We start from the raw sequence: 14,421 nt of genomic DNA on the forward strand, positions 1-14,421 counted from the left end.
AAGATATGAATTTGGCTGCAAAACTTCGCTAGTCATCACTCATCAAGAAGGGTTAGCTTTAGATGTTAGAGCCATTCATGGCAATCCGTACGATGGGCATACGCTTGAAGAAGCTATTAAGAAAGCTCAACATAATAGCGGCAAGAACATCGAAGTAGCTTTTGTAGATAAAGGTTATCGAGGTCATACGGTAGAAGGCAAAAGCATATTTATTTCTGGGCAAAGAAAAGGCCTTACACAGTGGATTAAGTCCCAACTCAAAAGACGCCAAGCGATAGAACCCCATATCGGCCACATGAAGAATGATGGCAAACTGGGACGCAATTACCTTAAAGGCCGTTTGGGAGATTGTTTTAACGCCATTCTATGTGGAATTGGCCATAACATGCGTTTAATTTACAACTGGTTAGTCGCCCAAAATTCTCCCAAATGTCTTTATTCAGGCTTAAAAGCTTAATTTCTTCTTTAAATTGCTTTGACGCTCTATCTTGAAGGCTACCTCCTGCTCTAAAACTCTTAATTTTTAGCCAATTTTCATACTCATCAACAAAAATTCTTGGATTTGCAGTTTTTTAGCTTAGGTCTAAAAGAAAATTCATAATTTTTCTTTCTAAAATGGATGCAATGAAGAAATTTTTAAGGTTAATTCAGGTCGAACTATTTATAGAAAGTAAGAACGATTACCTTTCTGCCTAAGCATATTTAAAGAAAAATTAGCAGCTAAATGATAAAGGCTTAAGCGTGGGAACGTTCATATTCCCGATTGGACAATATCATGTAATTTGATAAGGCCTAGCAGCTTTTTATGCTCGGTAAGAACAGGTAATACCGTAATAGCATTTTTTTGGTCTCCTTCCATCTTACGCATGGCATCCCACGCCAAGTTATGAGGAGCAACCCACCGAGCTGTTTGGATCATTAGATCTTTCATAGGCAATTGCAGGGAAGCAGCCCCATGGGATTGCAAAGCCCGCCTTAAATCTCCATCAGTAAATATCCCCTGTAGAATTTCAGCTTCGTCAATCACTAATACACAACCACAACGTTTATTAGATAATTCTACAAGAGTATTTACCAATTTATCTTGAGGCTTGCATATAGGAAGGCTAGAGCCGGTGATCATTAAATCAGACACTTTAAGCGAGATGCGTTTACCAATCCTACCTGCAGGATGATTTTTAACATATTCTTCCAAACTAAAATTTTTCATGCGCATGAGGGCAACAGCCAGAATGTCTCCAAATATAAGCTGTATAACAGCAGACGTAGTCGGCACTATATCAAACGGGCAAAGCTCTTGCTGCAAAGGAAGATCGATATATATATCACTAGCTTTAGCTAAACGGCTTTTTGCATTGGAGACAATCCCTATAATTTTTACTCGCCGATTACGCAAAGTAGGGATAAGAGATAAAAGTTCTTCACTCTCTCCACTTTTACTAAGAAAAACAAATACGTCTTTTTCAGAAACTATGCCTATATCGCCATGTAAAGCGTTTGTGGGGGAAATAAATAAAGCTCGTGAGCCGGTAGAAGTCATGGTCATAGCAATTTTTTCTGCTACTAAACCGCTTTTCCCTACACCTGAGAAAACTATAACTCCCTGGCAATCTCTTAAAGACTGTACAACAATCTCAGCAACAGATAAATCGATCTTTTCAAAAAAATAATTTAAATAACAGTTTTCTTTTTGGAGAAGCTCTTTTAACAAATGATGATTCCTTTTTAAGCTAAACGATCCGAGTTTTAAAGAATGTATTTTAAGGAATAGAAATATTACTCTCAAGCTATAAAAATCTACAGCTATAGAATTAAAAAAGCCAGATTTCCAAAATATTTTCTATTAGCGTTTATCTTTGTTAAAAAAACGTGCCCGCTTTGAGCTTTATAAACACTATTTGCTGTCTCTTTTTGCTACCGAGGAAGCTCTCATAGCCTCCCCTTAAAGCAAAACTCACTGACAAACTTCTGATTAAAACAAACCACCATCAGATAGCTTATAGCTTTTTTCAAGGAAAAAGTCATAACTATAAAGTAATCTTTTCAGCTTATCTGTACGTAAGGTATGTCATTAGGTAAAAAAGGAGCTGGTAATCATTCAGTTCTTTTTAAAATAAGGAGGAAAGTCTTTTAAAACATATTACCTGCTGCTAAGCTGCCACTTTAAATTTTTTATAGACAAACATCTATTCTAATCAAAATATAAATCATTCACTATTTATGGACAGAAGCAGCTGGCTCACCTCCCTTTCACCCATAACGAATGAATGGGCACTGCCTTACTCCCTTACCTTAAGAGGAAAGGAGCAAGGGTGTAAAGTAGAGCCAAGAGGTGTTCAAGCAGCATGGGCCTTATTTAAATAGATCCTAGCCGGCTCATTGTTAATATCCCACTCATCGCCTTCAGGGGATTCGTTAAACTCTACAGTAACCGCCAATACTTCTTGTTGCACATATTCTTTATAATGCTCAAAAGCTAGCTTTACTCGTTCGGTTGTTTCTATATTTACGTGAATGCGATCAGTCACTTCTAAATTAGCTTCTCGCCGCATTGTATTAATTTTATTCACGAGCTCCCTGGCAATCCCTTCCATTAAAAGATCTTCATTTAAAGCTGTCTCTAAAACAATAGTGATCGATCCTTCATTAGCTCCAGCTAGGCCCTCAAAAACCTGGCGTTCAACCTGAACATCTTCCGAAGTCAACACTACTTCTGTCTCTTCTATGATTAAAGGAAGCGAATGACCTTTCAATAAGGTAGATAATTGTTCTTGATTAAAAGCATCAATTGCTTGCTGAGTAGCTTTCATTAACTTACCCACTTTTTTGCCTAAGATGCGAAAATTAGGCTTAGCTTTAAGATTAACAAATGAAGACTCTTTCTCGGCAAATTCGATTATTTTCACATTTAGTTCATCGGCAATCAGGTGCTGTTGCTCTTTTAAAAATTGAAGAGTCACGCTATCAGCGGAAATAATATGAGCCTTCGCCAGCGGTTGTCGAACTTTAAGCTTATGCTCTTTTCTTAAAGCATGGCCTAAACTTACCGTACTTTGTACCGCAGCCATGGCGGCCTCCAGTTGCTCATCACGCATCTGCTCATTATATTCTGGATAAGCACAAAGGTGAACGGATTGAGGCATTTCTTCACTTCTCAGATTCTGATAAATAGCTTCGCTCATAAAAGGAATATAAGGTGCTGCCACCTTCGTAAAGGTCAATAGAACATGATAAAGAGTGGCAAAAGCTTCATTACGATCATTAGACGCTTTTTCTTCCCAGAAGCGGCGGCGCGAACGTCTGATATACCAATTAGTCAGCTGCTCAATGAAATAAATTGTAGGCTCGATACCATGGCTAAGGTTATAATCATCCATTCCTACTTCTACTTGTTTGATAAGCTTATTTAGAAGCGAGATTACCCATCGATCGATAATAGCGACGGGCTTTTTCAGCTGACCACAAGGGCGCCAGCCATAGATACGTGCGTAGGTGATAAAAAAGCTATAAGCATTCCATAAAGGCAGCATTACTTGACGTAAGATAAGCTCCACCCCTGATTCCACAAAGCAAAGGTCTTCGGCACGTACTGCCGGACTATGCATCATATAGACACGAACCGCATCGGCGCCAAAACGCTCAATGACAAGGCTAGGATCAGGATAATTGCGCAAGCGCTTGGACATTTTTGCCCCATCCTCTGCCAAGACGATTCCATTCACAATAACGTTTTTAAATGCTGGCTGATCAAAAAGGGCGGTGGATAGAATAGTTAACGTATAAAACCAACCGCGTGTCTGATCTAAACCTTCTGCAATAAAATCTGCAGGAAATATCTTCTGGAAAAGCTCTTGATTTTCAAAGGGATAATGATTTTGCGCGTACGGCATAGAGCCCGACTCAAACCAACAATCGAAGACTTCGGTGATACGTCTAAAAACTTTTCCATTGTGGGTGAGAGTTAGCTGATCAATAAAATGTCGATGTAAGTCTTTAATGTTAGTCCCACTTTTGGTTTCTAGCTCTTGAATGCTTCCGATAACAAGCATCTCTCCATCGTCTGCGCGCCAGATAGGAATAGGAGTCCCCCAGTAGCGATTTCGACTGATAGCCCAATCTCTAGCACCTTCTAACCATTTACCAAAACGCCCATGCTTAACATACGAGGGAGTCCAATGAATTTGCTCATTAGCTTTTACCAACGAGTCTTTTATTTTTTCTACAGCTACGAACCAGGTAGTTACAGCTTTATAAATAAGAGGAGTGTCAGATCGCCAGCAGAAAGGATAGCGGTGGCGGCAGACACCATGAGAAAAGACTATACCCTCTTTCTTTAAGTGCTTAATGATCTCTTTATCCGCCTCTTTAACAAATAATCCTTGGTATTCAGGAATTTCACTAGTGAAAAGTCCATTGCTATCGACGGGACACACAATCTCTATGCCCTCTCTTTGACACGCATAGAAATCTACTTCTCCAAAAGCAGGGGCTGCATGAACAATTCCCGTGCCCTCTTCTACCGACACGCTATCCTCAAGAATTATACGAAAAGCTCCATGGCTCGCTCTATCAGCAAAATATTTAAAAGGCGGCTTATAACTTTTACCTGCTAAGTCCCTACCCTTCATTTCTTCTAATATTTCATATTCGCTTTCACTCTTAAAAGTAGCCGAGAGCCTAGACTTTGCTAAAATGTAGTGTTGGGCAGAGGCAATGTGTAGGATTTTTACATAGTCTATCTCAGGCCCTACCATGAGAGCTAAATTAGAAACAAGCGTCCAGGGAGTAGTGGTCCAGGCTAAAATAGCTGTATGAGGTTCATCTAGCAAAGGAAAAGCTATAGTTAAAGCAGGATCATCTACCTCTTTATAATTTTCGCCTGCTTCAAAATTAGAAAGTGGTGTTCCTAGCTTAGCAGAATAAGGCATGACTTTATAGCCCTCATAAACCAGCCCTTTATTATAAAGCTGCTGAAAGACCCACCATACCGATTCCATAAAATTCACATCCATCGTTCGATAAGTTTGATCAAAGTCAACCCATCTCCCCATACGCTGGACAATCGTTTTCCACTCTTCAGTATAACGTAAAACAATTTTTCTACACTCCTCGTTGAAATTAGCTATCCCAAAAGTTTGAATAGCATCTCCACCCGAGAGGTTATGCATTTTTTCAATCTCATTTTCCACAGGAAGACCGTGGCAATCCCAGCCGAAACGCCGAGGCACGCAAAATCCTTTCATGGTTTTATAACGCAAAACTACATCTTTAATGGTGCCTGCTAATAAATGACCATAATGAGGAAGACCTGTAGCAAAAGGAGGACCATCATAAAAAGCAAAAAGAGGTTTATCTCGATTTTCTTCTACTGATCGTGTGAAAATTTTATTTACACTCCAAAATTCAAGAATTCTTTTTTCACGCTCATCAAAACTTTCTGGAAGAATTTCTGCAAACATTCGCTAACCTACTAAGTAATATAAAATTGTTTTCGAAGCCATAGGCAAAAATAATAATATTTTCTCTCGAAAATGTCTAGCAAGCATCTTATTTCTTCTCCTTCACGTAAAAAATTTGCTTCTATTTTATTTTTTTTTACGTTATTCTTTTATTAAGAAAAGGCAATGCTAATCTTACAGTTTTATCAAACATCCATCTTTCCGGGGGTGTCATGGTTTCGACTGGGAAGCGAGGTATTGATTGCATGCGGAGGGTATCGGTTGGCCTCCTAAAAAAGCCGGTGAACAATTAAGTGCCAAAACAAGCACAAACGTAATCGCTGTTGACTTTAGCCCTGTGGCTGAAGCTAACTTTGAAGTCGTAGCACGCGCTGCTTAATTGCAGTGCTTGCGCAGTAGTCTGAAATTGGACCGAGGATTTTAGAGTCTACTGTCATTTTCTTGGTATGAGCTAAGTTTCTCCAGCCTTAGAGAAATTTAAACTCAAGATTAATTGAGGCGAGTAGTTTCCAGTGGCGTGTTCTGCAGCGGAATCTACTTATTTTCAGAACACTAAGCATGTAGTGGTCACTATGTAGTTTGCTCAGGACGAGAGTTCGATTCTCTCCACCTCCAACCGATTATTAAGCTTCACTTTTAGAAGTGAAGCTTTTTATTTTCAGAGGCTTGCGCATCAAAAAATTCAACGGAAATTTTAAGTACATAAAGTCCAATTACGCACTAAACTGGATGAAAACAGCATACAACTATTTCGTTTTTCCGCATCTTCTGCTATATCCACTGTGACAAGGGTGACCTCTGTGACTCATAGAGAAAGCGCGTCAATTTCCCAAAATATTGTCACTCTGGAGTAAAAAATGAAGCTTTATTGCTAATGTTTTCATAAAAAAAATTAATTCTTAGGCCTAACATGCATCTCGGTTACATTATTATCTATGTCAAAGACGTGCCCACAACAGTTTCTTTCTACGAAAAAGCTTTTAAGCTAAAGCTTCGATTTATTCATGAAAGCAATCAATATGCAGAAATGGAAACAGGCCAAACAATTTTAGCATTTGCTGACGAAGATGTTGTGATGGCTTCCCATCAATTTCGGCCAAATCGCCAAAAAGAACTAGCTGCTGGTGCTGAAATTGCGTTTATAGTCGATAATGTGGAGAAGCAATTTCAACACGCGATTGATTCTGGAGCAGTAGAAATTCTTAAACCTGCTCAAAAACCGTGGGGTCAAATCGTTTCTTATGTCCGTGACAATAATGGTTTCATTGTCGAAATTTGCAATGCAATAAAGGAATAGCAAATGTCTGTCAAAAAAAAGAATCTTAAAGATCTAAAAAATGTTGGGAAAGCAATTTTACGGGATTTAAGCATTCTGAATATTCATTTAGTCGAAGACTTAATTCATCATGATGCTACTCAATTGTTTGAACAATTAGAAAGGTTAACAGGAAAACCCCATGATCCTTGTATGTGGGACGTATTTGCCGCCATTATACATGAAGCTAAGACGGGAGAACCTACTTCATGGTGGGTATGGACAGCCCAGAGAAAGGCTCTTCAAAAAACAGGAAAGTTAATTCATATAATTTGAGTTATTCCTTAGAGATGATAACGCTTTAGTAATGCCCTCGATGCTTCTCTTTTCTTTTTTTTGCTTGAGTGCAAATTGATCATCTGTGCGATCTTGTTTTTCGGCACTGCTAATAATTTTCTTTTCTTTCTTTTCTTCTCAAGCCCTCCTCGCCTGTAATCTTGTGCTAAAGTTGAAGGCTGTGTCGTTTCCTTCATTCTTGCCATTTCACGGCGGACTTCTCTTTGTACTCTCTTTGGATTCATGCGCTGGATTTGAATGTTGATTTCCTTAACTTCTCCAAATTTTATTTCAGGATAATGATTAAGAACAAACTTATGAATCTCAGGATCAGACGGTTAACCACCCAAAATAGTCCTTGCAATTGCCTACCCTGCTTTATCGGTCCGCTCAAAAGTTTTTACCCAGAACCGCTTTTCAAAGAAAATTTTTGCTTTAACTGTAGCGATTTTATTCCCTTTATATGGCTCAAGATACTAACACACTTTCCCTGGGTTTAAAATAAACACTCTAACCGTTTTCATAAACGATTCTAGTAATTCACAAAAATAGCATCTTTTTGTGAAAAAGAGAGACTCGAAATGCGCCAAAGTATCGAAATCGCAGTAAAAAATAGGATTATTGAGCAGGGCCGCGGTTGGTGTTTTACGCCCATGCACTTTTCGGATCTGGGTAGTGATACCTCTATTCGAAAAGCTCTTTCACAGCTTCAAAAACAAAACATCCTCCGTCGGCTCGCTCAAGGCGTTTATGATTACCCCAAAATACATGATCTACTGGGGATAATCCCTCAGATTTGAATGAAGTTGCTAAGGCTATTGCGGAAAAAAATGGGGTTCAAATTCAACCTGCCGGAGCTCATGCTGCCAATTTAGTGGGCCTTTCTTTACAAGTTCAGGGTCGTGCCATGTTTTTAATCGAAGGCCCCTCCAAAAAAGTCAAAATAGGTAATCGAAAAATTATTTTTAAAAAGACCACGAAAAAAATTATGTCTTCTGCGGGAACTCGAGAAGGTCTTCTGATTCAAGCTTTGAAAAATTTAGGAAAAGATCACATTGACCAGGCAGCACGTGCACAGGTATCAAAATTCCTTAAAGATTCAAAAGAAAATGAAATTAGACAGAATATGAAATTTGCACCTGCAGGGATACGATCTCTTTATTTTTGAAATTATGGGGCTCAAGCCATGAAGGAAATTCATCTTTTGTCTAAAGATGAACGGGAACTTTTCTTTAGAGCTGCCACTGAAGAGCTGCCACTGATATCAAGAACCTGCCCTTTGAAATTATTGAGAAAGATTATTGGGTCGTATGGGTTTTGGAAAGACTATTCTCGCTAGAGAAGATGAGGCCGCATCTCACCTTTAAACGAGGTACGTCCCTTTCAAAAGTATATGGATTGATTGATCGTTTTTCAGAAGATATTGATCTTTCAATTGAAAGAGAATTCTTTGGTTGTGGTGCACCCCATGACCCTGAAAATGCACCATCCAAGAAAAAGCAAAATGCAATCATCGATAATCTTTCAAAAGCTTGCTCCAATTATGTTCAAACTCAGATGCTAGCTGAACTTAAAGATGCTTTTGCTGCAAAACTCGGAACAATTGATGGGTGGCAAGTCTTCCCTGACCCAGAAGGCCTCGCTGCCCAAACATTATTATTTGAATATCCAAGCGAAACCTCAAAAGCTGGATACATTCGTCCGCTTGTAAAAATCGAAATTGGTGCAAGATCAGAACACTGGCCTGTCAGCGAATATAGAATAAAAAGCTACACTAAAGAGGCACTAAAAGAAAAAATCCATGAATCTGAAATATTGGTTCAAGTACTGAATGCTGAGCGTACTTTCTGAAAGAAAGCAACTATCCTTCATCAATATGCACATTTACTCGAAGATAAAAAGCTTCCGCCACGAATTTCAAGACATTATTATGACTTTTTTCGTTTGCTCAATTCGGAGATCAAGGAGAAGGCTCTTATCGAGATAGCTCTACTTGAAAGAGTTGCCATCCACAAAAGCATTTACTTTGCATCAAGTTGGGCAAACTACGGAACAGCTCGAAAGAGAACCTTGAAGCTTTTTCCTCCTCCGCGAATTCTAAAAGAACTCGAGAAGGATTATGTTCTGATGAAATCCATGTTTTTCAGAGAAATCCCAGATTGGGAATTAATTTTAAAAACGATCGACACGTTTGAAAAAGAGTTTAATTACGTTAAAGGATAGGGCATTATGACCACTGAAATACTTATAAGGAATTACCGTACTGAAGACACGCAAGCTCTTGCAAATATCTATTTTTATACGATTCATCGCATCAATATTAAACATTACACGCAAGAACAAGCGATGTATGGGCTTCTGAATCAAGCTTAGAGAGAGAAGGCATCACTTCAGAAGCCAGCAAATGATGCCATCTTTTACAGACGCTAAATAAGGGAGGAACTGCGCAGGCTTCTAAGATAAGGAGTAGCAATTCATTGGGCAAGCTTTCAATAGATGCCGAAGAGATAGGATGCATTTTATTTCCTTTGGTAATGATGGCTTTTCAGCATTTTTATTTTTAAAAGTAAAATAAAAAAATTAAAAAGGCAAGCCAAAACAATTCGTATCCTTATCAACGAAAAACAACTCCCAGATGATCTACCGGCGCTTTTTTTTCCAGATAGATCCAAGGAAAGGGGGGGGACCTTCCAAGCATTTGGGAGCAGCCACAGGTTTTGGCGATTAAGTGACGCGGCAATTTTGATTTGGCTAAAAGAATGAGATTGATTCTTTGCCTTATTTGAGAAAAACGGCTCTTTTTGGCGCAATGTTTCAATCCTTCTACCAAATGATAGAATACAATACGCCTAGCTTCTTCCTGTCAAGAAAGGTTGTTCTTCCAGCCTAGCAATCTGCAGAAAAAGAGAGAAACTTCTTGTCATTATAAATGTATAGGTTAGCTTAAGCTTACTTAGTTGCGGGAAGGAAAGCGGATGACTTCTTTAAAGATAAGATGGCTAAAAGTTTGTTATTTTATTTTAGTCCACCCTCATTTAAAAAGTACTTACAACCATTCTACAATTGAAAACGCTGCCTTATCTTTTCTGCAATATCTTTCAACGGATTTTTCGCTAATTCAAGCTTGGTAAGCTTAGACAATTGTCCTATTTCTGCAGGCAGGCTGGTGAGCTGGTTTTGATTTAAGCAAAGCTCTTGCAGCTTAGACAGCCGCCCTATCTCTGCAGGAAGGTTGGTGAGCTGGTTTTGATTTAAGTAAAGCTGTAGCAGATCAGACAGCTGTCCAATTTCTGCAGGAAGGCTGGTGAGCTGGTTTTGATTTAATTTAAGCGTTTGCAGCTGAGGCAGCTGCCCGATTTCTGCAGGAAGGCTGGTGAGCTGGTTTTGATTTAATTCAAGCGTTTGCAGCTGAGGCAGCTGCCCGATTTCTGCAGGCAGGCTGGCAAGCTGGTTTTGGCCTAAGTAAAGCCTTTGCAGCTGAGACAGCCGTCCGATTTCTACAGGTAGACTGGTGAGCTGGTTGCTTCTTAAGGTAAGCCATTGTAGCTGAGACAACTGCCCGATTTCTGCAGGAAGGCTGGTGAGCTGGTTTTGACTTAAGTAAAGCCATCCCAGCTGAGACAATTGCCCGATTTCTGCAGGAAGGCTGGTGAGCTGATTGCTTCTTAAGGTAAGCTTTTGCAACTTAGACAATTGCCCGATTTCTGCAGGTAGACTGGTGAGCTGGTTTTGACTTAAGTAAAGCCATCCCAGCTGAGACAGCTGCCCGACTTCTGCAGGAAGGCTGGTGAGCTGGTTTTGGCTTAATTCAAGCCTTTTCAGCCGATACAACTGCCCGACTTCTGCAGGTAGAGAGGTGAGCTGGTTTTGATTTAAGTCAAGCGCTTGCAGCCAAGACATTTGCCAGATTTCTGCAGGCAGACTGGTGAGTTGGTTTTGGCTTAAGTCAAGCGCTTGCAGCTGAGACAGCCGTCCGATTTCTACAGGCAGGCTGGTGAGCTGGTTTTGGCTTAAGAAAAGATATTGCAGCTGAGACAATTGCCCGATTTCTGCAGGCAGAGTGGTGAGCTGGTTTTGCTTTAAGTAAAGCTGTAGCAGATCAGACAGCTGCCCAATTTTTGCAGGAAGGCTGGTGAGCTGGTTTTGGCTTAAATCAAGCTCTTGCAGCTTAGACAGCTGCTCGATTTCTGCAGGAAGGCTGGTGAGCTGGTTTTGATTTAATTCAAGCCTTTGCAGATGAGACAATTGCCCGATTTCTGCAGGCAGGCTGGTGAGCTGGTTTTGGTTTAAGTAAAGCTTTTGCACCTGAGACAGCTGCCCGAGCTCGGCAGGAAGGCTGGTGAGTTGGTTTTCTCTTAAGTGAAGCGTTTGCAGCTGAGACAACTGCCCGATTTCTGCAGGCAAGCAGGTGAGCTGGTTCTGTCTTATGTAAAGCCATTTCAGCTGAGACAACTGCCCGATTTCTGCAGGCAAGCAGGTAAGCTGGTTTTGACTTAATTCAAGCCTTTTCAGCCGATACAATTGCCCGACTTCTGCAGGTAGAGCGGTGAGCTGGTTTTGATTTAAGTCAAGCGCTCGCAGCCAAGACATTTGCCAGATTTCTGCAGACACACTGGTGAGTTGGTTTTGGCTTAAGTAAAGCCCTATCAGCTGAAATAGTTGCCCGATTTCTGCAGGCAGGCTGGTGAGCTGGTTTTGATTTAAGTAAAGAAATTGTAGCTGAGACAATTGCCCGATTGTTTTAGGCAGACTGGTGAGCTGGTTTTGAGTTAAGTTAAGCCATTGCAGCTGAGGCAGTTGTCCGATTTCTGCAGGCAAGCAGGTGAGCTGGTTTTGAGTTAAGTTAAGCCATTGCAGCTGAGGCAGTTGTCCGATTTCTGCAGGCAAGCAGGTGAGCTGGTTTTGGCTTAAGTTAAGCTTTTGCAGCTTAGACAATTGCCCGATTTCTGCAGGAAGACTGGTGAGCTGGCTTTGGCTTAAGTTAAGCTCTTGCAGCTGAGATAACTGGCATATTTCTGAGGGTAAATAAGTCAAGCCTGCTCCAGACAAATCCAAAGCCGTGATGTTTTTACAATTTTCTTCCATCCAATCTATAAGAAGCTCCCCTTTTTTCTCTAGAGGCAAATATTTGATTGCTTCTCGGCTCAAGTATTCTTCCCCTCCAGGAAGTTTTTTCCAAAACAAAAGGCGATTAATATTTACAAGATAAGAGGAGTAATTAGCCAGAGTAAAATATCTTTTTTGCTCGGTTATCCATTTAAATTCTAATTCTAGAGGTGAAAGAGATCTAGCTAAAGTAAAGATTTGCCTAAAAATTGCATTTACCTTTGCTGTTTCAGAAAGTCTACTTTCTAGCTTATAAATCCTATCTAAGATAAAAGCCTGCCTGCTAATACCCCTTTGGGACACATGTACTTTACCTATTTTTTTATAAAGAGAAGGCATCACTTCAGAAGCCAGCAGATGATGCCATCTTTTACAGACGCTAAATAAGGAAGGGGCTACGCAAGCCTCTAAGATAGGGAGCAGCAATTCATTGGGCAAACTTTCAATAGAGGCCGAAGAGATAGGATGCATTTTATTTCCCTGGGTAATAATGACTTTTCAGCATTTTTATTTTTTAAAAGCAATATAAAAAATTTAAAAAAGCAAGTCAAACGAATTCCTATCCTTATCACCAGGGGGGGGGGCAGCGGCTAACTTGTTAAGCAAAGAGCAAGCTACTATGCCTTGTAGGTAATAGCTAGATATAGAAGATTTTTGCTTAGCTTTGGGCCGACCAGACGTAGTATACTTTTGAGTTGCAATAAATCGAGGTTCTATAATCTGTATATATTTAATTTTTTTACAAACTTATCTAATTGGCGTTTAGTACTGCTTGGACATGAAACCCCTTGCTGTATGAACCTTAATAAAGGCTTTGGCTTCTTTTTCACTGTCCTTAAGGTAATGCTTAGCTAAAGTACGGCATTCTCTTTGATAGGCCGCCTGGCTGAAGATGGCTACCCATCTTTGTTCAACGCCTGCATAGCAAGAGGCAGTCTTAAAAGCTCGATAACCTTCTACTATCTCTACAGTTTTGTCGTAAGGCGCTTCAAATAGGAGTTCTTTGGCCTCTTTGATTTGCATAGGCACACGCGTGGCAAATAAGCTTTGTTCTATTTTAAAGACTTGTAAGGTAGCTGGCATATAGAGAGCCCTATCCCCTACTATATAGTCCAATATGATTTAAAGCACTTTCGCCTTAAAGTAGGATTCTAGGAGCTTTTTTTAAATGCTATATTTTCTTTACAAGTAAATCTATTATAAAGCTCTTAATTTCTTGCAAAGTTGACTATGAAACCAAACAAGCTAGACAGCCAGCAAGGTCGCCTTTTTAAATTCCGCTTTAGCCACAAACTCAATCAAACTCATCTTCTTATTCAAGCTATCTTAAGGTGATTGGATGGAAGCAGCTAGAAGAAGAATTTGATAAGCTGTTTGTAGAAAAATAGACCAACCAGTTAGGCCTGCAAGGTTAGTTGTAGGGCTCCTTATCTTGCAACACATGTAAAGAACCTATGAGGAAAATGGGGTGTATCGATGGGTAGAAAATGCTTACTGGCAATATTTTTGTGGGTATGGCTTTTGGCACCAGGCGCTGCCTGCCCATCCTACTTCTTTAATTAAAGCGAGTTATCGGATAAGGAAATAGTTAAAAAAACTTTTACATGGTTTGAAAATGTTTTTTCCCAAAAAACTTTAAACATGGTAGGTCAAAATGATTGAAAAAGATAGCCACTGATTAATCGGCATTGTTGCGTAAATGCTAAGAAGTGTAGGCGATAAGATTGCCCTTTAACACATAAGAGCTATAAAATTTAGTTTGCTTAAACAAAAATATAGGCAGGCTATGGAAAAAAAGCTTAACTATCGCATACGTAATTGGTCCGAATATAACAAAGCTTTAGAACAAAGAGGAAGCATAACTTTATGGTTTTCGGATGAAACTATTAAAGGATGGAGGGAAAATAAAAGCACGGGGAAGAAGGGCCGTCCAAGAATTTACTCTGCTGACGCTATCCTATGCGTGTTGATGATTAGGGCGGCTTATCATTTACCCCTCCGTGCTGTACGAGGGTTTGTGTCATCGCTGATTACTTTGCTGGCTTTGGGATTGCCTGTTCCTTGTTATACCCGCATTTGTAGGCGTGCTAAAGAGCTTGGGCAAGAGCTTACAAAGCTAAGCCGTAAGCGTCCGACAGACATAGTCTTTGATTCCACTGGAGTGAAAGTTTATGGCGAAGGAGAGTGGAAAGTACGCCAGCATGGCAAAGCAAAGCGGAGGACTTGGAGAAAGATTCACTTAAGCGTTTGCCCAGACTCGCAATC

General features: G+C 40.0%; 11 protein-coding genes, 1 other RNA gene and 2 pseudogenes. 8 read left to right on the forward strand and 6 right to left on the reverse strand.

Features of this window, described 5'->3' with window-relative positions; genetic code table 11:
* The coding region (locus tag NEOC65_RS08855; protein WP_213156289.1) for a transposase at positions 1-457 on the forward strand (457 nt) is incomplete at its 5' end.
* Positions 458-751: 294 nt separating this feature from the next.
* Here the strand turns inward: NEOC65_RS08855 and NEOC65_RS08860 are convergent.
* Both NEOC65_RS08860 and ileS read right to left on the reverse strand, forming a co-directional pair.
* Positions 752-1,711 carry a KpsF/GutQ family sugar-phosphate isomerase gene (locus tag NEOC65_RS08860; RefSeq protein ID WP_166154274.1) on the reverse strand — a complete coding sequence of 320 codons (960 nt, stop codon included), beginning with the start codon at positions 1,709-1,711 and terminating at the stop codon, positions 752-754.
* A 625-nt stretch (positions 1,712-2,336) separates the two neighbouring features.
* Positions 2,337-5,459 (reverse strand): isoleucine--tRNA ligase, encoded by a 3,123-nt coding sequence (ileS, locus tag NEOC65_RS08865; RefSeq protein WP_213156290.1) that lies wholly within the window; start codon positions 5,457-5,459, stop codon positions 2,337-2,339.
* 203 nt (positions 5,460-5,662) lie between these two features.
* Between ileS and ssrA the strand changes: the two genes are divergently transcribed.
* The 3 genes from ssrA to NEOC65_RS08880 all read left to right on the forward strand — a co-directional run bounded on the left by ssrA (position 5,663) and on the right by NEOC65_RS08880 (position 7,050).
* Positions 5,663-6,077, forward strand: a transfer-messenger RNA (tmRNA) gene (gene ssrA / locus NEOC65_RS08870).
* Between the two features lie 292 nt (positions 6,078-6,369).
* Positions 6,370-6,756, forward strand: a complete 387-nt coding sequence (locus NEOC65_RS08875) for a VOC family protein (protein WP_166154278.1) — start codon at positions 6,370-6,372, stop codon at positions 6,754-6,756.
* Between the two features lie 3 nt (positions 6,757-6,759).
* Positions 6,760-7,050, forward strand: a complete 291-nt coding sequence (locus NEOC65_RS08880) for a helix-hairpin-helix domain-containing protein (protein ID WP_213156291.1) — start codon at positions 6,760-6,762, stop codon at positions 7,048-7,050.
* Between the two features lie 8 nt (positions 7,051-7,058).
* On the opposite strand, the pseudogene NEOC65_RS08885 reads toward NEOC65_RS08880, so the two are convergent.
* A pseudogene (locus tag NEOC65_RS08885) lies at positions 7,059-7,376 on the reverse strand (DUF2992 family protein); the annotation flags it as partial.
* Positions 7,377-7,631: 255 nt separating this feature from the next.
* Here NEOC65_RS08885 and NEOC65_RS09740 point away from each other — a divergent pair.
* The 3 genes and pseudogenes from NEOC65_RS09740 to NEOC65_RS08895 form a co-directional block, all read left to right on the forward strand.
* Positions 7,632-7,850, forward strand: a complete 219-nt coding sequence (locus tag NEOC65_RS09740; protein ID WP_283248285.1) for a DUF6088 family protein — start codon at positions 7,632-7,634, stop codon at positions 7,848-7,850.
* Positions 7,847-8,218 (forward strand): DUF6088 family protein, encoded by a 372-nt coding sequence (locus NEOC65_RS08890; protein WP_283248286.1) that lies wholly within the window; start codon positions 7,847-7,849, stop codon positions 8,216-8,218. Before NEOC65_RS09740 ends, NEOC65_RS08890 begins: the two co-directional genes overlap by 4 nt.
* A gap of 176 nt (positions 8,219-8,394) precedes the next feature.
* Positions 8,395-9,159 (forward strand): annotated as a pseudogene (locus NEOC65_RS08895) (nucleotidyl transferase AbiEii/AbiGii toxin family protein); the annotation flags it as partial.
* Positions 9,160-9,370: 211 nt separating this feature from the next.
* Here NEOC65_RS08895 and NEOC65_RS08900 read toward each other — a convergent pair.
* The 3 genes from NEOC65_RS08900 to NEOC65_RS08910 all read right to left on the reverse strand — a co-directional run bounded on the left by NEOC65_RS08900 (position 9,371) and on the right by NEOC65_RS08910 (position 13,239).
* On the reverse strand, positions 9,371-9,568 hold the full coding sequence (locus tag NEOC65_RS08900; RefSeq protein ID WP_213156292.1) for a hypothetical protein: 198 nt from the start codon (positions 9,566-9,568) through the stop codon (positions 9,371-9,373).
* Between the two features lie 539 nt (positions 9,569-10,107).
* Entirely contained in the window at positions 10,108-12,627 is a 2,520-nt protein-coding gene (locus NEOC65_RS08905; RefSeq protein WP_213156293.1) for a leucine-rich repeat domain-containing protein, read from the reverse strand.
* Between the two features lie 291 nt (positions 12,628-12,918).
* Positions 12,919-13,239: a hypothetical protein gene (locus NEOC65_RS08910; RefSeq protein ID WP_213156294.1), complete on the reverse strand. Its 321-nt coding sequence runs from the start codon at positions 13,237-13,239 to the stop codon at positions 12,919-12,921.
* A 703-nt stretch (positions 13,240-13,942) separates the two neighbouring features.
* Between NEOC65_RS08910 and NEOC65_RS08915 the strand changes: the two genes are divergently transcribed.
* Positions 13,943-14,421, forward strand: a 479-nt coding sequence (locus NEOC65_RS08915) for an IS5 family transposase (RefSeq protein WP_213156295.1), incomplete at its 3' end; no start/stop codon positions are given.

The sequence above is a fragment of the Neochlamydia sp. AcF65 genome (assembly GCF_018342435.1).
Taxonomy (GTDB): domain Bacteria; phylum Chlamydiota; class Chlamydiia; order Chlamydiales; family Parachlamydiaceae; genus Neochlamydia.